Origin of the sequence: Geobacillus sp. Manikaran-105, from assembly GCF_002809955.1 — a bacterium.
Taxonomy (GTDB): domain Bacteria; phylum Bacillota; class Bacilli; order Bacillales; family Anoxybacillaceae; genus Geobacillus; species Geobacillus thermophilus.
The window spans coordinates 22648-43420 of the sequence record NZ_PIJG01000014.1 but is presented as its reverse complement, the minus strand read 5'-3'; the positions used below and the strand labels follow the sequence as shown (position 1 = coordinate 43420).

At 53.3% G+C, this 20773-nt stretch carries 17 protein-coding genes and 2 tRNA genes; all 19 read right to left on the bottom strand.

Annotated elements, in window-relative coordinates; translation table 11 throughout:
* Positions 1-10: 10 nt before the first annotated feature.
* The 19 genes from hslO to mfd all read right to left on the bottom strand — a co-directional run bounded on the left by hslO (position 11) and on the right by mfd (position 20742).
* Positions 11-889, bottom strand: a complete 879-nt coding sequence (gene hslO / locus CV945_RS06260) for an Hsp33 family molecular chaperone HslO (protein WP_033014188.1) — start codon at positions 887-889, stop codon at positions 11-13.
* A 14-nt stretch (positions 890-903) separates the two neighbouring features.
* Positions 904-1680 (bottom strand): type III pantothenate kinase, encoded by a 777-nt coding sequence (locus CV945_RS06255; RefSeq protein ID WP_033009019.1) that lies wholly within the window; start codon positions 1678-1680, stop codon positions 904-906.
* Positions 1681-1812: 132 nt separating this feature from the next.
* A complete protein-coding gene (gene ftsH / locus CV945_RS06250) occupies positions 1813-3711 on the bottom strand; it encodes an ATP-dependent zinc metalloprotease FtsH (protein ID WP_100659375.1) in 1899 nt (632 codons plus the stop codon).
* 94 nt (positions 3712-3805) lie between these two features.
* Complete coding sequence (gene hpt, locus CV945_RS06245; protein ID WP_012820458.1) at positions 3806-4351, bottom strand: hypoxanthine phosphoribosyltransferase; 546 nt, start codon at positions 4349-4351, stop codon at positions 3806-3808.
* 11 nt (positions 4352-4362) lie between these two features.
* Entirely contained in the window at positions 4363-5757 is a 1395-nt protein-coding gene (gene tilS, locus CV945_RS06240; RefSeq protein WP_033008967.1) for a tRNA lysidine(34) synthetase TilS, read from the bottom strand.
* Positions 5758-5844: 87 nt separating this feature from the next.
* Positions 5845-6828 carry a protein kinase domain-containing protein gene (locus CV945_RS06235; RefSeq protein WP_033009022.1) on the bottom strand — a complete coding sequence of 328 codons (984 nt, stop codon included), beginning with the start codon at positions 6826-6828 and terminating at the stop codon, positions 5845-5847.
* Positions 6791-7585, bottom strand: a complete 795-nt coding sequence (locus CV945_RS06230) for a vWA domain-containing protein (protein ID WP_080706498.1) — start codon at positions 7583-7585, stop codon at positions 6791-6793. The genes CV945_RS06235 and CV945_RS06230 overlap by 38 nt, the downstream gene beginning before the upstream one ends.
* A gap of 13 nt (positions 7586-7598) precedes the next feature.
* Positions 7599-10076, bottom strand: a complete 2478-nt coding sequence (gene spoIIE, locus CV945_RS06225; protein WP_100659374.1) for a stage II sporulation protein E — start codon at positions 10074-10076, stop codon at positions 7599-7601.
* A gap of 204 nt (positions 10077-10280) precedes the next feature.
* Positions 10281-10352 (bottom strand) — tRNA-Glu (locus CV945_RS06220).
* Between the two features lie 11 nt (positions 10353-10363).
* Positions 10364-10440 (bottom strand) — tRNA-Met (locus tag CV945_RS06215).
* A 167-nt stretch (positions 10441-10607) separates the two neighbouring features.
* Positions 10608-11003, bottom strand: a complete 396-nt coding sequence (locus CV945_RS06210) for a S1 domain-containing RNA-binding protein (protein WP_033008971.1) — start codon at positions 11001-11003, stop codon at positions 10608-10610.
* A gap of 118 nt (positions 11004-11121) precedes the next feature.
* Positions 11122-11493 carry an FtsB family cell division protein gene (locus tag CV945_RS06205; protein ID WP_033008972.1) on the bottom strand — a complete coding sequence of 124 codons (372 nt, stop codon included), beginning with the start codon at positions 11491-11493 and terminating at the stop codon, positions 11122-11124.
* Positions 11494-11509: 16 nt separating this feature from the next.
* Entirely contained in the window at positions 11510-12142 is a 633-nt protein-coding gene (gene yabQ / locus CV945_RS06200; protein WP_033008975.1) for a spore cortex biosynthesis protein YabQ, read from the bottom strand.
* Positions 12139-12444, bottom strand: a complete 306-nt coding sequence (gene yabP / locus CV945_RS06195; RefSeq protein WP_033008977.1) for a sporulation protein YabP — start codon at positions 12442-12444, stop codon at positions 12139-12141. Before yabP ends, yabQ begins: the two co-directional genes overlap by 4 nt.
* Positions 12445-12806: 362 nt before the next feature.
* Complete coding sequence (locus CV945_RS06190; RefSeq protein ID WP_033008978.1) at positions 12807-13088, bottom strand: RNA-binding S4 domain-containing protein; 282 nt, start codon at positions 13086-13088, stop codon at positions 12807-12809.
* A gap of 12 nt (positions 13089-13100) precedes the next feature.
* Positions 13101-14561, bottom strand: a complete 1461-nt coding sequence (gene yabN, locus CV945_RS06185; RefSeq protein WP_033008979.1) for a bifunctional methyltransferase/pyrophosphohydrolase YabN — start codon at positions 14559-14561, stop codon at positions 13101-13103.
* A gap of 6 nt (positions 14562-14567) precedes the next feature.
* Positions 14568-16124: a putative polysaccharide biosynthesis protein gene (locus CV945_RS06180; RefSeq protein WP_094239412.1), complete on the bottom strand. Its 1557-nt coding sequence runs from the start codon at positions 16122-16124 to the stop codon at positions 14568-14570.
* Positions 16125-16443: 319 nt separating this feature from the next.
* Positions 16444-16980 (bottom strand): stage V sporulation protein T, encoded by a 537-nt coding sequence (gene spoVT, locus CV945_RS06175; protein WP_033014196.1) that lies wholly within the window; start codon positions 16978-16980, stop codon positions 16444-16446.
* A gap of 228 nt (positions 16981-17208) precedes the next feature.
* Entirely contained in the window at positions 17209-20742 is a 3534-nt protein-coding gene (mfd, locus tag CV945_RS06170; RefSeq protein ID WP_100659373.1) for a transcription-repair coupling factor, read from the bottom strand.
* Between the last annotated feature and the right edge of the window lie 31 nt (positions 20743-20773).

Sequence of the window (20773 nt, the reverse complement as noted above, 5' to 3'; positions counted from 1 at the left end):
TTTCGCGTTTTCACCGTTTTTCGGCAAGTTGCTTCAGCTGTTCGAGCTCTTCTTTCGCAAAATGGTATGTTTCATTGCAAAAATGGCATGACGCTTCCGCCTGCCCTTCCTTGTCGATGATATCTTGAATCTCCCCTGGCCCCAGGCTGATGAGCGCATCCGCGATCCGCTCGCGCGAACAGCGGCAGACAAATGACACCGGCATCGTCTCCAACACCCGGACGCCGCCGCCTAATTGTTCCAATATTTGCTCCGGTGTTAGGCCGTTTTCAATCATGCGCGACACAGGCGGAATTTGTTTCAACCGCTCCTCAATGCGGCTGATCGTTTGTTCTTCCGTTCCAGGCATCAATTGAATGATAAACCCTCCCGCGGCCCGGATCGTGTAATCGGGGTTGACGAGCACGCCGACGCCGACGGACGACGGGATTTGCTCGGAAGAAGCGAAATAATAGGTGAAATCCTCACCGAGCTCCCCCGAGATGATCGGCACTTGACCGGTGAAAAAGTCGCGCAGCCCGAGGTCTTTGACGACCGTCAGCATCCCGTTTTTGCCGACCGCCCGCGCGACATCGAGTTTCCCGTGTTCATTCAGCTCGAAATGCACGTGCGGATTGGTCACATAGCCGCGCACTTCCCCTTTGGCATTGCTGTCGATTAAAATCGTGCCGATCGGCCCGCCGCCATCAATTTTGATGGTCAACGTTTCATCCCCTTTTAACATTGCTCCCATCATAACGCCGGCCGTCAGCGCCCGTCCGAGCGCCGCCGAGGCGGTCGGCCACGTTTGATGGCGGCGCTGCGCTTCCGCCACCGTCTCCGTCGTCCTTGCCGCATACGCCCTCACCTGTCCGTCATAGGCGAGCGCTTTGACTAAGTAATCTCCCATCTTCACCAAACCCTTCATCCTTTTTTCTCGGTGTTTTTCTCGTACAACAATTTTAAGCCTGTCAGCGTCAAAAACGGATCCACGACATCGATCACGTCCGATTCGCCGGCAATGAGAGGCGCAAGGCCGCCAGTGGCGATGACTTTCGGCGGAACTTTGCTTTTCGCCTTCATGCGCGACACGATGCCTTCCACTTGTCCAACATATCCGTATAAAATGCCGGCCTGCATGGCGCTGACTGTATTTTTGCCGATGATATCGTCCGGACGGGCGATTTCAATGCGCGGCAATTTTGCTGCCCGCGCAAACAGCGCCTCCGTCGAAATCATAATTCCCGGGGCAATAGCCCCTCCCATATATTGTTTATGTTCGTTAATATAACAATACGTCGTCGCCGTGCCAAAATCGACAATAATGAGCGGGCTGCCGTACAAATGGATGCCCGCGACCGCATTGACGATCCGGTCGGCGCCCACTTCGCGCGGATTATCGTATTTAATGTCCAGCCCGGTTTTAATGCCCGGTCCGACAACGAGCGGCTTTACGTGGAAATATTTTAAGCACATGCGTTCAAGGGCAAACATAATCGGCGGCACAACCGAAGAAATGATGATGCCGCGGATGTCGGAAAACTGCAAGCCGACATGGCTCAAGAGCGCCTTGATGGTCATGCCATACTCGTCTTCCGTTTTCGCCCGGCTCGTCTCGATGCGCCAATGGTGTTTTAATTCATCGCCGTCATAAACCCCCAACACGGTATTGGTGTTGCCGACGTCCAACACAAAAATCATGGCCTCATTCCCCACTTTTCTTCAATAAGTTCCTTTCTCTATCATATCATACTTGACTTTCCCGCGGAAAAAAACAGCGCCAACCTACGGGGCCGCGGCTAAAAAAAAGATGCCTCTGAATAGAGACATCGATTACTCCTCTTTCTTTTGAATATTGATTTTCACGTCGATGTCGCCCTTGCCTGCTTCATCGCGGCCTTTGCGGTCGGGCGGCAGCGTGCCGTGCTCAAATAAATGTTTAATTTGTTCCGCATCAAGCGTTTCGACTTCCAACAACGTTGTGGCGATTAGATCCAGTTTGTCACGGTGCTGCGTTAAAATCTGCTTCGCCTTTTCGTAGCACTCTTTAATGATGCGCTGGATTTCCAAGTCAATTTCGTAAGCAATTTTATCGCTGTAATTTTGCTCATTATGCAAGTCGCGTCCTAAAAACACTTGCCCGCTCGGTTGGCCGAATTGCAGCGGACCAAGCTTTTCGCTCATGCCGAACTCCATCACCATCCGGCGCGCGATGTTTGTCGCCCGCTGAAAATCGTTGTGGGCCCCCGTGCTCACTTCGTTGAACACGATTTCCTCGGCGACGCGCCCGCCGAGCAGGCCGGTGATTTTATCCATTAATTCGGCTTTCGTCATAAAGTACCGGTCTTCTTTCGGCAGCATGACCGCATAGCCTCCGGCTTGGCCGCGCGGAACGATCGTCACTTTATGCACCATTTCCGCGTCGGCAAGCACCATGCCGATGACCGTATGCCCAGCTTCGTGAAACGCGACGATCCGCCGCTCTTTTTCCGAAATGACGCGGCTTTTTTTCGCCGGTCCGGCAATGACGCGGTCGGTCGCCTCGTCGATGTCGCTCATGTCGATTTTCTTTTTGTTGCGGCGCGCTGCAACGAGCGCCGCCTCGTTCAACAAGTTTTCCAAATCGGCGCCGGAAAATCCCGGCGTGCGCATGGCGATCGCCTTCAAATCAACCGACTCATCGAGCGGCTTGTTGCGGGCATGCACGCGCAACACCGCTTCGCGCCCTTTCACATCCGGCCGGTCGACGGTAATCTGCCGGTCGAAGCGGCCCGGGCGCAACAGCGCCGGGTCTAAAATGTCCGGCCGGTTTGTTGCCGCAATAATGATGATGCCTTCATTGCCGTTAAAACCGTCCATTTCCACAAGCAGCTGGTTGAGCGTCTGCTCCCTCTCATCATGGCCGCCGCCAAGGCCGGCGCCGCGCTGGCGGCCGACGGCGTCAATCTCGTCGATGAAAATGATGCACGGTGCGTTCTTTTTCGCTGTTTCAAACAAGTCGCGCACGCGCGAAGCGCCAACCCCAACGAACATTTCTACGAAATCCGACCCGCTGATCGAGAAAAACGGCACGCCCGCTTCCCCGGCAACCGCGCGCGCCAACAACGTTTTCCCGGTCCCCGGCGGCCCGACAAGCAACACCCCTTTTGGAATGCGGGCGCCGAGTTCGGCGAATTTGCGCGGATCTTTCAAAAACTCAACAATTTCCACGAGCTCTTCTTTTTCCTCGTCCGCTCCAGCCACATCGCGAAAACGGACCTTCCGCTTGTCATCCGTATACAGCCGCGCCCGGCTTTTGCCGAAATTCATCACCCGGCTGCCGCCGCCTTGCGCCTGATTCAACAGAAAGAAAAACAAAATAAACATAATCACAAACGGAATGATGGAAGTGAAAAACGTCACCCATCCGCTCGTTTCATCCGCAGGCACAACTTCCACCCGCGTCCGTGCCGCCGCTGCATCAATGCGGTCCAGCACTTTGTCGCTGTTCATGACATAAGCGGAAAAATACTGACCTTCATTGTATGTTTTCAATCGGCCTTTGATTTCATATACGCCGCGCTCCGGCTTAATGGAAAACGACTCAACGTCCCCGTTTTCCAGATGAGTGATAAACGCATCGTACGTCATCGGCTCAGTCCGCTGGTTCGTGCCGTTAAAAAAGCTGACGACGCCGATCACGACGAGGAAAATCAGCAAATAAAAGATGGTGTTGCGGAAAATCCGGTTCATTTCTTGCCTCCTCCCATATGAAACACACTATACTCAATACTAGCATAGAAATTTGCTTAAATACAAACAATTCGGCCGGTGCACGACAATCGCTTCACTTTTGGTACACTTCTGGCTTTAAGACGCCGATAAACGGGAGGTTGCGGTATTTTTCAGCATAATCGAGGCCATAGCCGACAACGAATTCGTCGGGGACGGTAAATCCAGTGTAATCAGCCTGAATATCCGCCTTCCGGCCCGACGGCTTGTCAAGGAGGGTGACGATTTTAATCGAATTCGCTTTCCGGTAGCGGAACAAATCCACCAAATAACTGAGCGTCAACCCGCTGTCGATAATGTCTTCAATGATCAAAATGTCGCGGCCCTCAACCGATGTATTTAAGTCTTTGACAATTTTCACTTCACCGGATGAAACAGTCGCATTGCCGTAGCTTGACACATCCATAAAATCCATTTCCAAGTATGTATCGATATGTTTGAGCAAATCGGCCATAAACGGCATCGCCCCTTTGAGGACGCCGACGGCGAGCGGAAAACGCCCCTCATACTCTTTCGTCAACAAGCCGCCGAGTTCTTTGACTTTCGCCTGAATTTCCTCCTCAGTGATCAACACTTTTTGAATATCGTCTTTCATTCCCATCTTTTTTCCTCCTAGCTGTTCATCGCCTCATAATGGAGCAGGATATAACGGGCTTGCCCGCGGTCTTCGGCTTCAAAAGCCGATTTTTTCAGCCCGGGCACCCAGAGAATGCGGCCGTCGGCATCTTCGACGATCGGCCAGCCATCCCTTTCCGTCCGCGGAACTTTGGCTTCAATGAAAATCTCTTTAATTTTTTTCGTGCCTCCCGTCCCTTTCAGCACCATCCGGTCGCCCTCGCGGCGCGTCCGCACGCGAAGCGGAAGGGACACCGCATCGGGGTCAACCACAAACGAATCGTTTCCCAGCCGTCCCTTCGGATAGTGTTCCCTAAATTCACTCACGATTGCACCACCGGTTGGGAGGGGCAATAGCGCTGGAACCGGCAAGTCAAGCTGATAGCTTGGAGCGCCGCTTTGGACGCCAAACGTAAACAAACAGCGGTCATACGAGCGGATCGCTTTGAGCCCTTTTGGCAAATCAATTTGTCCGGAAGGGCGGGCGCGTTCGCAAAGCATCAGTATATGACCGATATGTACAAAAGTCAACGCCGCCGGAACGGCGTCGTAAAGGCGAAGCAGCAAAAGCTGCAACACCCGACGCTGCAACGGCCGAGGCAATGCGAGAAACGGGCGGAGATGCAACACAACTTCATTATATTGTTTTTCCATTACTTTATTCAGCGCGTCGATTGCCAATTCCTCCAAGAACTGCTCATCTTCCGCCATCATTTCACTATATTGTTGAAATCGCTCATGCAAGCGCGGATTTTCCTGTTTCAGCAACGGAATAATATAGCGGCGGAACCGGTTGCGCGTGTAGTCGTCTTTTTCGTTGCTTGGATCGCGGCGCGGGGCGAGCCCTGCCTTTTCGCAATACTCCTCGATATCCGCCCGGCTGACGGCTAAAAACGGGCGGATGAGATACCCGCCGTGAAACGGCCGCTTGACGGGGATACCGGCATATCCTTTTCCTGTGCTGCCGCGCACAAGCCGCATTAAAATCGTCTCGACTTGGTCATCGCCGTGATGGCCGACAGCGACATACTGGGCTTGATGTTTTTTCACCAGTTCGGCAAAAAAGCGGTATCGACAGTTGCGCGCCGCCTCTTGGGCGCCAAGGCCCGTGCGGCGCTGGAAAGCGGGAACGTCGATTTGCGCCGTCTCACATAAAATACGGTGTTCGGCGCAAAAATGTTTCACAAACTCCATCTCCTCTTCCGATTCCCGCCCGCGAAACATATGGTCGACATGGGCCGCTACAAGGCGAAGCTTCCACTCATCGCGAAGCGAAAGAAACACGTGCAGCAGAGCAAGCGAGTCGGGGCCCCCGGAAACGCCGACAATGACTGTCGCCCCTTTTGAAAGCAGTCCGTGCCTGTCAATAAAGGCGCGCACTTTATCCATCATCGCCGAAACCCTCTTTACCCTCTTTTAGCTTCATCGTAACACGACCGCCCCATTTTCTCAAAACTTCCGTTTCTTTATTTTACTAGGTTACATCGACAGATGCCAGTATATATAAAAACCGTACGCGCCAAGCAGCAAGACAGCGATCAGCACCGTTTCGGCAATCCTGCCCGTTTTGCGGCGCTTGGCGGCCCGCCGCCCCGACCGGCGGTTCGGTGCGGCCGCTGCTGTCTTGACCTCATAGTGTGCCGCCACGCGGCGGGAAGAGGCAGCCAATAAGTCGCGGCGCATGTCCTCGGCCTTCGCATACCGGCCGTCAAGCGCATTTTGCAAAACTTCTTTATATTGGGCTAAAAAACGATCCGTTTCAATGATGGACAAAAGTTGCGCCCTCCCGTTCCCTTTTTTCTCGAGCGGCCCCGGATAACAGGCGGCAATCATCACCATCGCCGCCGCAAACAAATCGTACGACGGCTCTGCTTTGCGCGACCCGAGCCCCCAATAGCCGCGGTCATACAGCTCGGTAAACTCTTTGATCGCCCGCCCCTGCATCGTCGTCCCCCCGACATCCAACAGTCGGACGGACGGCGGCGGCCCGGTGACGATCAAATTGTCCGGCTTCAAATCACCGAATACCCATCCTTCTTCATGAAGCCGTCCGAGCACAGACAAAAGCTGCATAAGCAGCACCGGCGCCCATTCTTTTCCGCGCCGGCGGACGAAAGCGGAGAACTGCTCCCCTTCAATGTACTCCATGGCATAAAACGGAACCACCCTCCGGGCAAACGGGCTTTGCCAATCATCGGCTTCCAGCAAAGAAGGCCCGAGGGCGGCTCCCTGGACCTTGGCAAAACGGCGCAATATATTCATTTCCGAGGCTAGCGACGCATAGTCGTCGCTCAGTTTCAGCGCAACGCGGCGGCGGCCGCTCTCCGCCAGATAGACGACGCCGTTCGCCCCGCTGCCGAGCCGACGCAGCAACCGGTACGAATGGCCGTGCCATTTGCCAGTGATGACCGTGCCGGGCGGAAGATTACCAAGACGATCCTTCGATGTATGGCTCATCGCCATCATGAATCCAACTCCTTAGCGACCGATTGCGGCCGAAATAGGCCATCGCTTCACGCAACGCCGGTCCGGTCGGCGTCAGCCCGCCTGATGAAAGCTTTGGAAAGATGGTGGACAGCTCTTCAATTTTCGGCGTCCAATCCATCATTTTCTCAGCGTAATTCCGTTTGCCCGGGAAAATAAACACAGAAAAGCGATTTTCGCCCATGCGCGCGTTTAAACTGAGCGACAAGTCAAGGAGCGCCTCTTTGACCATCGGCAGTTTCGTCTTCATGCTTCCGCTCGTATCGATTAAGATGAGCACATCAAGTGCGGCCGTTTCCCCAAGTTCATCGACGACTTCCATCACTTGGCCGCGCTTGTCCGGCGGCAAGTCCTCAAGCGAAACGTCAGAACCAAAGATTTGTTTCAACTCGCGATTGACGAGCCCTTGCAGCGTCTGCGTCATCGCCTGGCGCGTCACCATTTGCACCGTCTGCGACAGCTGTTTCGCGTACACGATTTGGCTCATGCCGCCGCCGGCGGCAGCGATCGCTTCAATTTCCCGCCGTCCGTTTTCGTCAATCGTGTCTTGATCCAACACGCCGATCACGTTCACTGTAATGCCTTGTTCGCGAGCCAATGCCGCCATCGCAGCCGGGTCCTCGCCATGGTTTGAGCAGCCGTCCGTAATCAACAAAATTTGCCGCAACGTTCCCTTCCGCATGTTCGTTCCCCTCCTTGGCGAATAAGTATTACCATCATCGCCGCCAGGGAACATTTTTATACGCGCATTACTGCGCCTTTTTCATATACATATACGCGGGAATCGTCGCCCATTTTGGCGTGTTGTGCCGCACTTTCGCGACAACGACCGTCATATCGTCTTCAATTTCCCCGCCGCATTGGCGGATCACTTCTTCCATGATCAAATCGGCGACTTCCTGCGGGTCGTTCGTTTTTAACTCTTGAATTTTTCGCTTCATCCATACATCATGGTTCTCTACGTTCATCGGCCCTTCAAACACCCCATCGCTCATCATGATGAGCAAGTCGCCCGATTTTAACTGTTCGCTGACGACATCAAATTCGACCTCTTTAAGGATCCCCATCGGCAAGTTGCTCGCCTCTACCTTGATCACTTTGTTGCCCCGCTTGATGAAACTCGGCGTCGACCCGATTTTCAAAAACTTTGTCGCGGCGTTTTGCAAGTCGATGATGGCCAAATCGAGCGTCGCATACATGTCCTCTGTCGTCCGCAGCGCCAGGATCGAATTGATCGATTTAATGGCAATCGATTCGTCCATCCCTGTCTGCAAAATTTTTTGCAGCAGGCGCAGCGTCTCGCGGCTTTCGTAGTGCGCCCGTTCGCCGTTGCCCATGCCGTCGCTGATGGCAACCGCATATTTGCCGGTGCCGAGCTCAATCGTCGCATAGCTGTCGCCGGAAATGAGCTCGCCCCCTTTAGCCGCAAACGCGACTCCCGTTTCCACGACAAACGCTTTGGTTGAACCAAAGGCAACACGGCAGTAGCCGTTCGGGTAAGCGGCGCACTCTTCACGCTTGACAACAATTGTTTCTCCTAAAATGTCCGACAGCATCGGCGCGATCAGTTTTTCGCACTCGCCGCGCCCCTCGCAATACGGAATGCTCATTTCAATATCGATATTTCCCTTTTCCAAACTGTAAATATCGACGTGGCCGATTTCGATGCCAAACTCTTGCAAAGCGTGGTAAATTTGCTCTTCCTGCAAATAATGGTTTTCCTGTTCCTTTTGCATTTCTTTGGCGAAATCGTCCATCACCTGGGAAACGCCCAGCAACTGCTCGGCGACGAGTTTTCGGCTTTCATAAATTTGCTGTTTGAGTTTGCGATTCGCCTGATAAATGACCATCTCCTTTTCCATCGCGTCAACGACTTTGCCTGCTTTTACGCAATGGCGCTCCCATTCGCGCAGCAGCTGATGGTTGTGCGCCAATGTTTTTTCTTCGGCTTCATGCATCATTCGCTTCATATACGCATAGGTTGTACTAAAGTTTGTCACCCAGCACTGGGCCTTTTTGAAACACGTTTGGCACGTTTGCTCCGTAATATCGCCAAGAAAGTAGTCTTCTTCGCGCTCCTGATGTTCACTGTCATCTGACAATGGTTCGGGTGAAAAACTTTCTGCCAATGCTTGGAAGACGTTCGAAAACTGTGAAACGCGCTGGGCGGTCACGTCGCGAATTTTGCGGACGTATTGTTGCTGCTCATTGATATATTCGGCCGTACCCGGAATGTATTTGGCGATTTTCTCTGTCAAGGAGCGGGCCGTGAACAAAAACAGCACAATGGCGATGCCTGATTCAAGCAACGTCGGCACAAGCTCCGCCTTTCCATTCCCGTATAAACCCATTAACAACGTCGCGACGATAAGCCCGAACGCGACCCCAAGCTTTCGCCCTTCTTTAAGCAGCCCACCGAGCAGCCCGGCGAAGGCAAGCAAGCTCATTTCCGACAAGTTGCCGACGTTCGCTAAGCTCAAAATGAGGCCGGTGACCACTCCGACAGTCGAACCGGTCGCCGCCCCGGCGACAAATGCGAACAGCAGCACGAGATAACGCGACATCACATGCTCAAGCGACAAGCCATACGCCGACCAACCGATCATCCCTGTCAACATCGAGGCAAGCAAAATAATCAATGAAATGATTTCCTCAGCCCGCAAGGCATGTTTGTGTTTCCGGACCGTCAGCAAAGGGATGCTTTGCATAAAAATCAGTGTAAGCACAAGCGAAAGCCCGGCTTCGACAACCGCCATGGCCGTCCCGTAAACCGTCCGCTCCCCGACCCAGTAGTAGGAGATCAGCCATTTCGCTGCCAATGAGACCGCAAAGACGACGAACGGGACGATTTTTAACGATTCGCTGATCACCCTGCGCACCCATCCGTAAATAAAGAGAAAGCCGAAAATGGAAACGCCGACAAACAGCAAAACATCGAACGACAGTGTCAACGCGCCGGCCATTAGGGCAATCAAAGCAAAGGCCGCCTTGTCACGGCGCAACATATAGACGGAAACGAAAAACGGCAGCGCAAACGGGGTCAGCTTCGCCAAAATGAGTGCTCGTCCAAGCAAAAAGCCGACGAGAAGAAGCAAAAATCCTTGATGGACGAACAAGTGGCCAAGGCGCAGCTTCACATGGCGTATCCAACGCGATACGGTTGCTTGCGTGTCATGAATCGGCACTTCCGAAATGCGGCGCACCGTCCCTCTTTCTACTCTTTCCATTCCCGATCCTCTCCTTTGCTTTTCTATTACCCCCTATTATATATTTGAAATTGCCAAAAATTTGTCAAAATAACGGAGAAAAATAAAAAATCGTTCGACGTTTTTCCCGACAATGTGCAGGCAACGTTTTTGTTCCGACAGAAGCAGACAAAAACGAAAAACGAGCATGTCGCTTCATGGCGCATGCTCGTTCGTCAATGATGATGACCCGTACGGGATTCGAACCCGTGTTACCGCCGTGAAAGGGCGGTGTCTTAACCACTTGACCAACGGGCCATATTGAATTTTGGTGGCGGTGGAGGGGATCGAACCCCCGACCTCACGGGTATGAACCGTACGCTCTAGCCAGCTGAGCTACACCGCCGTGTGGCAACAGTTAATATAATACTGGAGCCCATACCGATTGTCAATATGTATCGTTCAGGAAAATACACCCTTTCTTTCGCCAAACCCAACAAAGAAGCATCCATGACCATGGATGCTTTGTTGTCCCCCTATTCGTCATCTTTCCGGCATTCATTCAGCAGCAAGTTACCCGCGTCTCGCTCCACGACCTCCCCGCTTCGATTCGGTATGGCGGCGCAGCGACGCCAATCGGTCTTCACTCTCTTTCAGGAAACGGCTGATTTTTTGCTCTAAGCTGTCAGCCGCAGAGCGGTCGTGCGCCCGGCGCGGCCGCTGCGAAGAAGGCGTATCCTTTGCTTTGCGAATGGACAAGCCGATCTTTCCGTCTTGGCCGACGTTAATGACTTTTACATACACCGTGTCGCCGACTTTCAAATGGTCGTTGATATCTTTGACGTAGTTATCGGCTACCTCGCTGATATGAACGAGTCCTGTCACACCTTCCGGCAGCTCCACAAACGCCCCGAATTTCGTAATGCCTGTGACTTTGCCTTGTAACTTGCTGCCTACTTCAATCGACATAAAAAAAGTGCTCCTCCTTAAAACGCTTTAAAGATGGTGTTGCTTTCATTATAGCGAATAAAAAAAATAAGTGTCAATATGACGAATGCCCGTATTGAACGGGCATTGGAGGGATTTGTTACTTTTCGGGCAACACAAAAATAATTTCCCCATCCTTTGACAAATAATATTTTTTTCGCGCCAGCTCAGCGATGTAGTCATCATCATGCAGCCTTTTCATTTCCTCTTTCAGCTGCTTTTCCTGGCGTTCCAGTTCCGCAAGCTGTTTGGTCAACCTTTCTTTTTCCGCCCTTTTCGCGTCAACCGTCTTTGCCTGCAGGTGCAAAGCATAGACAAGGACGGAGGCGACCACGGCCAACAGCAACGACCAAAAGGCAAAACGGATGGCCAAAATTCGCCGTCTTCGCGACGCCCTCCGCTGTTTCTCCTCCTGCTCGGCCGCATACGTCGATGCCAGCTTCGTCACGTTTGTTCTCCTGGGCATGTTCATTGCCTTTGCACCTCTTTTACTTTCGCCATTTCGCAAGCCACATGCCTATTTTCTCTTGTGTATTCTTGATTTGTCCAGCAAATCCCTTCAAACGGCGAAAAAATTTTTCCACCCAAGCCCGGCGGGACGGCGGAATCCGCCGCCAAACGGCGATGCCCGTCCAACGAAACGGGGCAAACAGAAGAACAACGGCTTTCCAAACCGCAAGCAACAAAAATCGTCCCGTCCATATCACAAGCCGCCAAGCAAACAAAAGAAGCGCAAGCGCCATTTGCCCGAGAAGAACGAGCGGGCGGATCACGATGTAACGGAACAGCTGGGCGATGATGTTCCCGGTTCTGACCGCCAGCTGAATGAGCCATTCCAGCACCCGAACGTACAACGAACGGAGCAGGCTTTGATAGGCGGCATAGCCGCACAACAGCGCCAAAAACAGATAAAAGCGAAGCTCGCCATTGTTGACGAGCAGCAACACATAAAATACGAGAAGCGCCTGCACCGCCCAAAACAGTACATCGTTCACGAAAACGAGCCAGTGCGCCCGTTCACGCCGGTTGAGAAACCGATTGTACGTGTCCAGCGCCATGCCGAGCCAGCCCCCCATGCCAATCATCGCGAGCATGGTGAGGAACTGTGTGGTGATGGTCATTTGAACAACTTGCTAAAGAATCCTTTAGCCTTCTCCTGATGATCGTCTAAGTAAACAAGGTCAAAAATGCGCCCTTTAATCGAAACGACGCCTTTGTCGACATCTAAGTTTTTCATTTGCAAATTCTGCCCGCGGATCGCCAAAAAACCCATGACCGTCTCAAGCAAAAACTCCTCATTGTCAAAGCTTTCCACTTGTTTGACCCCGGTAATGTCAAGGAGGCGCCGGCCGCGCATGATCACGTCGTGTTCTTGGACCGGGCCTTTGTTCGTGTTTCCGCCAAATTCCTCATGTCGGTTCATGTTCATCCCCCGCATTTCCGATTTAGAATGAAAGCCGGCTAGGCCGCCCGTTGTTTCTCATCTGCTGTCTGTACCATATGTATGTCAGCGGGGGATCGTTTAGAACAAGCCTTAAGGACAAAGTGAACCCCCACCGCCTGCGCTTCGCTTAGAGGCGGGGGCTTCCAGCGCCTTGTGCGTGCTCCGCTGAACGGCAGCCCTGCACAGGAATCCTTGACGCTTCCCTTCGTTCCGAAGGAGCCCGTTCGAACAAGAACCGAATGATATTCAATTGGCGATTGCCGGCCGAAATTCACTTCCCCCTATTCACTAGGCTTCGCCCTTCGCGCTCCCTGAGATAGGAGACGTCTTTCGGAAATCCGTTAAACGCCGCCTTGATCCGGATCAGGGGCCGTCCGTTCCTCGCGAACGAGCTCGTACATTTCGGCTGCCTCTTCTTTTTTCACCGTTTCTTTTACGCTAGTCACTTTTACCGTTACCCGTTTTTGCCCGAACTGAATCGTCAGTTCATCGCCGATTTTTACATCTGAACTTGCCTTCGCGACGTGGCCGTTGATCCACACCCGGCCTTGGTCGGCGACTTCTTTTGCCAATGTGCGGCGTTTAATGAGGCGGGATACTTTTAAAAATTTATCAAGGCGCATGCCCTTTCCCCCTTACTGTTCGTTTTCTTTTGCTTCTTCCCAAAAGCGGTCGAGCTCAGCGAGCGAGAACGATGTGATCGGTCGGCCGCTTTTTCGCACTTGCTCCTCAATGTAGGCGAAGCGGCGGGCGAATTTGTCGTTCGCCATCTGCAATGCTTCTTCGGGCTGAATATCATAATAGCGGGCAAGGTTGATAAGCGCAAACAATACGTCGCCGAACTCGCTGACGAGCGCCGCGCGGCGGCCGCCCGACGCTTCAGCCCGGAACTCCGCCATTTCTTCCTCTACCTTTTCCCAAATGGGAGCGGCATCGTCCCAGTCAAAGCCGACGTTTGCTGCTTTTTTCTGCAGCTCATACGCCCGCATCGTCCCCGGCAGGCTTTTTGGAACATCCGCTAAAATCGACGCTGGCCGGCCGGTCCCTTTTTCCTTCTCCTTAATTTTTTCCCAGTTCGCTGTAACTTGCTCAGCTGTTTCAGCCGTTGCATCGCCAAATACGTGCGGATGGCGGCGAATCATCTTCGCGGTCAATGTCCGGATGACGTCATCAATCGAAAACATCCCACGGTCAGCGCCGATCTGGGCATGGAGCATCACTTGCAGCAGCACGTCACCGAGCTCTTCGACCATATGGTCATCGTCATCATCGTCAATGGCTTCAAGCAACTCATACGCCTCTTCAAGCAAGTACCGCTTCAGCGACGCATGCGTCTGCTTCCGGTCCCACGGGCAGCCGTGCGGCCCTCTCAACGTCGCGATGACGCGGCGCAACGTTTCAAACCGATGGTATAGCAGCGGCTCATCCTTGACCGGCGGCACATAGACGCTCGTTAAATTGTCAAGCGCCGCCTGACGGTCCAATTCATAGAGCGGCACTTGCTTCACTTGTTCGCTCTTCGTCCCGGCCGCGGTCACAATATAGACCGGATAGTCGTCCGGAAGCTGTTCCATCAGCGACAGTTTCACATTTGAAGCGACGAACGGGTCGTACACTTGGCAAAAGACAGCATGCAGCGATGGCGACCATTCGTCCCCTTGGAAAGCGGTCGCATCCAACAGCTGAAACCCCTCGATTGGATCAATGCGCACCGCTGTAAACAACGCATCTAAAAAGCTTTGCCCGCCCTCGATGACCACCCGGCAATCGCCGCGTTGCTCCGCTTCCAACAACAGCTGCACCGTCCGTTCGGCGACAAGCGGATGGCCAGGGACAGCGTAAAACACATCCCCGTGTTTTGCCTGCTCGATGAGAGTGCCGGCAATTTCTTCATATACATCAGCAAATTGCTCATGTTTTTCGTAAACATCATCAAACGATGTAAACGCGATGCCCTCTTCTTGAAGCCCTTCGGCCGCCGGATGCTCCTTCGTCCGCAAAAAAAGTGGATGCGCCTTTTTTAGCTTTCGATACACGCCGACCGTCAGCTGCTCCACATCCCCGGCGCCAAGGCCGAAAATATAAATCGTATTCACCGCTGATCACCTGCTTCCTAATCGTAAATGAAATTTGTGAACGAACGGGAGAGCGGACAACTCTTGTTCGGAAAATACACTCCCCCTCACGATGCATGCGATATAGACAGCCGCGCCGAGAACGACGCCGCCAAGCGCCTCGGCGGACGCCCATAGGCGTCCCCCGCCTGAAGCGTCCATTAACCATGTATACAACTTCAGCACCGCCATCATGGCGACAGCCGCCTTCACAATTGGATATATGCATACTCGGGCGCGCGCTGACCGGCATTCACGCGGCAAACGCACGTATAAGAAGCCTGCCATAAGCGCATAAGCCCCTGTTGTCGCCAAGGCGGCGCCAAGGGCGCCGAACGACGGCACAAGCCAGCGCATAAGGACGATTTTCCCTGCCAAAGCCGCCGCCACGCCGGCCGCCGCTGTCCACTCTTTCCCCATTCCTTGCAATAAAGCGGAGGCAGTCAACGCCATCGTCGCAAAAAAGACAGAAGCGGACAAGACGGCAAGGACCAACGAACCGCGGTCGTTTTCAAACAGCATGGTGTTGATCGGGCGAATGAGGCAAATGAGCCCCGATGAAGCGCCGACGCCGATGACCGCGGCGAACCGGATCGGCAGCATGCTGTGCAGAAAGGACAGCTCCCGCCCGCGCCGCATGCCGGAAACGAACGGAACAAGCGCCAATGAAAGCGATGTGCCGACAGCCGTGCCAAGCTGAATCAGCGGCTGGCCGCGGTCGTACACCCCTTTCAACTCTTTCACCTCATTCAACTCCAGCCCGGTTTCTTGGAGAAGCGGGACGAACAAAAACGAGTCGACGAGCGGAACAAGCGTCAACACCATGTTGGTGAAACAAATGACCGTTCCAACTGTAAGCAAATGCCATCCCGCCTGTCGCACCGAGCCGGGCGGCGTACGCCCGGCCGGTTTTTGCCGTCCGCGCCGGACCAGATAAAAGAGCAAGATGAGAAGCGCGGCCGCCATGCCCGCCAACGTCCCGCCGACCGCAGCCATGCCGCACGCATAGGCGTCAGCGCCGCGCTTGATCGCCCAATAAGACAACCCTAAAATCGCCGTCACACGCACCGTCTGCTCGCCGACTTGGGACACTGCCGTCGGCGCCATGTCATGGCGCCCTTGAAAAACGCCGCGCAACACCGCAATGAGCGGAAAGAATAAGCATGAAAATGAAAGCACCCGCACCAACCCTTCAAGCTGCCTGTCGCCCATCCATGACGAAATGGCGCCGGCTCCTATATATAACACGGCAAACAGCACCGCTCCCGCCCCGCCCAACAGCAGCAGCGCGATGCGGCCGACAGCGGCCGCGCCCGCCTCGTCCCGCGCCGCCAGCCGCTCAGCGATGAGCTTCGAAATGGCAACCGGGTAACCGGTCAGCGACAGCGCGACAACGATTCCATAAATGGGGTAAACTTGTTGGTAAATATAAAAACCGACATCCCCGACCATATTTTGATACGGGATGCGGTAGAGCGCGCTTAACAGCTTCGTAAGCAAAGTGGCAGCAGTCAAGGCAGCTGCACCTTTCCATACGTTTCCCATGCCTCTTCTCCTCCCGTTGTATGGCGCCAGATGGCGAACAGTCCATCAAGAGCACTGGCCGCGCAAACCGTCAACATTACCGCAACAAACGGCTACGCTCGATATTATAGCGCAATGCAGGCGATGAGACAAAAGCGGGAGCCGCCCATCGGCCATGGCCTCAGTCCAGCGGAACGGGAGCGAACCAACCAACATAGCAACCCCATTGCAGACAAAGCAGAAAGGAAAAGATCCCGACCTTCTCCCATCAACGATAAATGTGCGGCCCGATCAAAAAGGGTGTCCCGATCTTTTGGGACACCCTCTTTTTGCGTTCCATTTATTGTTCCATTTGCCGGGCCAAAAAGCTGGCCGCTGTTTCCACTGCTTTATGTTCAACTTCGCCGAGCGTTTTCTCGCGCGATAAAATGATGACGGCTCCAATCGGATCGCCGTTGGCCACAATCGGGCCGATCGTATACGACTTCAACGTTTCCGTCATCCCGTCGACCAGCTCGACCTCGCCCTCCTCCGTATGGAGAACGGAGTTGCGATCTTCCATGGCTCTCTCCACTAACGGGCTGACGCTTTTGTTCATGTATTCTTTTTTCGAAACACCGGCAACGGCAATAAATACGTCGCGGTCGCAAATGAGCACCGGCTGTCCGAGGCTGTCAAACAGCGCCTCGGCGTACTCCTTGGCAAAGTCGCCGAGCTCACTGATCGGCGAATATTTTTTCAAAATGACCTCTCCATCGCGATCGACAAATATTTCGAGCGGATCTCCTTCGCGAATGCGTAATGTTCTGCGAATTTCCTTCGGAATCACAACCCTGCCTAAGTCGTCAATCCGACGAACAATACCGGTTGCTTTCATGCCTTGTATACCCTCACTTTCATCTAGGATTTGAAGGATACTCCGATGAATCCTGTTGTAATGGGGAATTCACCATTGTTGTCATTAGTATCCTTCACAATCCACGTTCTATGCACGATGAAAGTGATTTTGGCCATTTTAGATAAAATTGCCCATCCTTCACTATCGCCACATCAGCAAAACCGTAAACGTATAAAATGAACATAACGCCTCATTTTTTCTTTATAGCTAGGCGATGATCGACTTTTCGTTTTTCACTCCGGACAATTCCCTCAACGTCTCATATAAAATCGCCAGCCACTCGTGCGCTTTCATTTGCTTAATGTAAAGCACAATTTTCAGCTTCACCCCCTCCATGCCAAACCCAAACAGGCGCCCGTACTGGCGGCCGACGCCGGACAAGCGCTGAATCTCCACCGTTTTCGACGCTTCTTCAGTGAATAGAATGTCAACTTGCTGCTTATGTTGCTTAATCGATTCAACACCGAGCTGTTTCGCCAGCGCTTTGATCTCGGCAATCTGCAGCAAATAGGCGACGGCATCCGGATAATCGCCGAAGCGGTCCACCATCTCTTCGCGCAGCGCTTCAACATCTTCGAGCGTCTCGACCGCTTTAAACCGCTTGTACATCTCGATTTTTTGCAGCCCATCGGAAATGTAGGCATCCGGAATGTAGGCGTCGACTTCCACGTCGATCGTCACTTCCGGCCGCTCGTCTTCCCGTTTCAAGCCGCGCCGTTTTTCGATCGCCTCTTTCAACATTTGCGAATATAAGTCAAATCCGACCGAGTCGATAAAGCCGTGCTGTTCAGCGCCGAGAATATTGCCGGCGCCACGGATCGACAAGTCACGCATGGCGATTTTAAAGCCGGAGCCAAGCTCGGTGAACTCTTTAATGGCTTGCAGCCGTTTTTCCGCCGTTTCATTCAGCACTTTGTCTTTCCGGTAGGTGAAATACGCGTAGGCAACGCGGTTCGAACGGCCGACGCGCCCGCGCAGCTGGTACAGCTGCGACAGCCCCATCCGGTCGGCATCGTACACGATGAGTGTATTGACGTTTGGAATATCGACGCCTGTCTCAATAATCGTCGTCGTCACGAGCACGTCATATTGTCCTTCCAAAAACGCTAAAATCGTTGATTCAAGTTCGGTTTCTGACATCCGCCCGTGCGCGAACGTGACGCGTGCTTCCGGGACAAGCTGGGCGATTTCTTCCGCTTTCAAGTCGATGTCTTCAATATGGTTGTAGAGGAAAAACACTTGCCCATCGCGGGCGAGCTCACGTTCAATCGCCTCTTTGACAAGCTCCGGCGTATATTCCATGACATACGTCTGCACCGGGAACCGGTTTTCCGGCGGCGTCTCGATGATCGATAAATCGCGCACGCCGATCATCGACATATGAAGCGTCCGCGGAATCGGCGTCGCCGTTAAGGTGAGCACGTCGATATTCGCTTTCAGCTGCTTGATTTTTTCTTTATGCGCCACGCCAAACCGCTGCTCCTCGTCGATGATGAGCAACCCTAAATCCTTAAACTTGACATCCTTCGACAGCAGCCGGTGCGTGCCAATGACCATATCGATTGTGCCGTCTTTCAACCCTTTGATCGTCTCCGCCTGCTGTTTTTTCGTGCGGAACCGGTTGAGCAGCCCGACGTTAATCGGAAATCCTTGAAACCGCTCACGCACCGTTTCGTAATGCTGCTGAGCCAAAATCGTCGTCGGCACAAGAAAAGCGACTTGCTTGCCGTCCATAATGGCTTTAAACGCCGCGCGCAGCGCCACTTCCGTTTTCCCGTAGCCGACATCGCCGCAAAGGAGGCGGTCCATCGGCTTTTCGCTTTCCATATCGCGCTTAATTTCTTCAATCGACCGGAGCTGGTCTTCCGTCTCTTGATACGGAAACGCGGCCTCAAATTCGCGCTGCATTTCCGTGTCCGGCGAAAACGCGTACCCCTTGCTCGCCTCGCGCTCGGCATACAACTTGATCAAATCTTCCGCGATATCTTGAACAGACGATTCCACTTTCTTTTTGACTTTTTTCCATTCCGAGCCGCCAAGCTTATAAATTTTCGGCTCTTTTCCTTCCGAACCGACGTACTTTTGCACTTGATCCATTTGGTCGACCGGGACGTACAGCGTGTCGCCGCCTTGATATTGGATATGGATGTAGTCTCTATGCACTCCATTGATTTCTAACGTCTCGATGCCTAAATATTTTCCGATGCCGTGGTTGACATGGACGACGTAATCGCCGACTTGCAGTTCAGCGTAGCTTTTGATCCGCTCGGCGTTGGACAGCTTTTGCCGGCGCACCGGGCGTTTCGCTCGCTTCTTAAACAGTTCCTCTTCCGTAATGACAGCCAGCTTTTGCAGCGGCAGCTCAAATCCTGTATTTAAATCGCCTTCGAGAAGTTGGCATTTGCCGTAAAGCAGTGCGGCCTCAGGCGGAAGCGGCGCTGCATCGACCCCATAATCTTCCAAAACTGACTGCAGCCTTTTTGCCCGTTCGGCATCCGGCGCCAAAAAGACGACGGCGTAATTCGCTTTCTTCCAACGCTCGACTTCAGACTGGAGAAGCGCCATTTGTCCGTGGAAGTTTTGCATTTGCTTGCACGTAATATTGACGACATTTTGCGGATGGGTATAAGGCGCATGGCGCAAAAACAAGGACAAATAGACCCGCTGGAATCGATGTTTTTGCAACAATTCAGAAAATGAGTGCGAAATGGGCACATCATGAATGATTTTCCCGCTGTCAAGCAGGCTTGTATACCAATCCGCTTCTTCGCGGTCGAGCCGCTCCGCCGTCTCCTGCAACCGGCTCATTTCATCCATCAGCAGCACGCCGTCTTCCGGCATATAATCTAGCAAACTTGAAACGTTCTCATAGAAAAGGGACATATATTTATATTGTTGCTCGATTTCCCGGCCCTCGCGCAACTGTTCCAATTCGGCATGGATCTGTTCGTACATCCGCTGCTTGGCGGCGTCATCCTTCATTTTTTCGAGGCTGGCCGCCAAACCGGCTTCAATTCGTTCAATCCCCCGCTGCCGCGTCCCCTCGTCGAGAATGATTTCGTCGGCTGGGCCGATGGCGATGCTCTCTACTTGCCCGTGCGAGCGCTGATCATCGGGGGTGAACGTGCGAATCGATTCGATTTCCGTATCAAACAGCTCGATCCGGTACGGGAGCTCGGCCGTGAGCGGATAAATATCCACGATGCCGCCGCGGATGCTGAACTCCCCAGGGGCGGAAACAGTTGCCACCCGCTTGTATCCCATTTGGACAAACCGCTGTTTATACTGCTCGAGATCCAGCTCTTGTCCAACCGTGAACGTGAACAAATACTGTTTCCAAAGCGATGGCGGCGGCAGCAAGCGCCGCAGGCCGGCGACCGGACAGACGACGATCCCCTTCCCGCCTTGCACCCAATGGTTCATAATTTCGAGGCGTTGTGCCTTCAGCTCCGGACTGGCGACTGCCATTTCGGCGGCGATCACTTCATCGACGGAATACAGAAACACCTCGTCCGGACCGAGCAGCGAAACGAGGTCATCATACATTTTTTGCGCCTGAAACAAGTTGTAAGCCACTACGAGCAACGGGCGTCCCGTTTCCTTATAAAGCGTGGAAACAAAAACAGACCGGGCCGACCCCGACAGCCCGGCGACAAGCTGTTCTTTCAGGCGGGCGTGGATTCCTTCTATGATGGTGCGAACATCTTGGTTCTCAGCTAAATAGCGATGCAATGAAAGCACCCCTATTCTCCCTCCTCTCAATGCTAGTTTC

Excerpts from the sequence above, each read along its gene's own strand:
- spoIIE (WP_100659374.1), bottom strand. The coding sequence starts at position 10,076 with ATGGAAAGAGTAGAAAGAGGGACGGTGCGCCGCATTTCGGAAGTGCCG.
- CV945_RS06235 (WP_033009022.1), bottom strand. The coding sequence starts at position 6,828 with ATGGCGATGAGCCATACATCGAAGGATCGTCTTGGTAATCTTCCGCCC.
- tilS (WP_033008967.1), bottom strand. The coding sequence starts at position 5,757 with ATGATGGATAAAGTGCGCGCCTTTATTGACAGGCACGGACTGCTTTCA.
- hpt (WP_012820458.1), bottom strand. The coding sequence starts at position 4,351 with ATGGGAATGAAAGACGATATTCAAAAAGTGTTGATCACTGAGGAGGAA.
- hslO (WP_033014188.1), bottom strand. The coding sequence starts at position 889 with ATGGGAGATTACTTAGTCAAAGCGCTCGCCTATGACGGACAGGTGAGG.
- CV945_RS06255 (WP_033009019.1), bottom strand. The coding sequence starts at position 1,680 with ATGATTTTTGTGTTGGACGTCGGCAACACCAATACCGTGTTGGGGGTT.
- yabQ (WP_033008975.1), bottom strand. The coding sequence starts at position 12,142 with ATGACCATCACCACACAGTTCCTCACCATGCTCGCGATGATTGGCATG.
- yabP (WP_033008977.1), bottom strand. The coding sequence starts at position 12,444 with ATGAACCGACATGAGGAATTTGGCGGAAACACGAACAAAGGCCCGGTC.
- CV945_RS06180 (WP_094239412.1), bottom strand. The coding sequence starts at position 16,124 with ATGGGAAACGTATGGAAAGGTGCAGCTGCCTTGACTGCTGCCACTTTG.
- spoVT (WP_033014196.1), bottom strand. The coding sequence starts at position 16,980 with ATGAAAGCAACCGGTATTGTTCGTCGGATTGACGACTTAGGCAGGGTT.
- CV945_RS06230 (WP_080706498.1), bottom strand. The coding sequence starts at position 7,585 with ATGTTCCCTGGCGGCGATGATGGTAATACTTATTCGCCAAGGAGGGGA.
- CV945_RS06210 (WP_033008971.1), bottom strand. The coding sequence starts at position 11,003 with ATGTCGATTGAAGTAGGCAGCAAGTTACAAGGCAAAGTCACAGGCATT.
- ftsH (WP_100659375.1), bottom strand. The coding sequence starts at position 3,711 with ATGAACCGGATTTTCCGCAACACCATCTTTTATTTGCTGATTTTCCTC.
- CV945_RS06205 (WP_033008972.1), bottom strand. The coding sequence starts at position 11,493 with ATGAACATGCCCAGGAGAACAAACGTGACGAAGCTGGCATCGACGTAT.
- CV945_RS06190 (WP_033008978.1), bottom strand. The coding sequence starts at position 13,088 with ATGCGCCTTGATAAATTTTTAAAAGTATCCCGCCTCATTAAACGCCGC.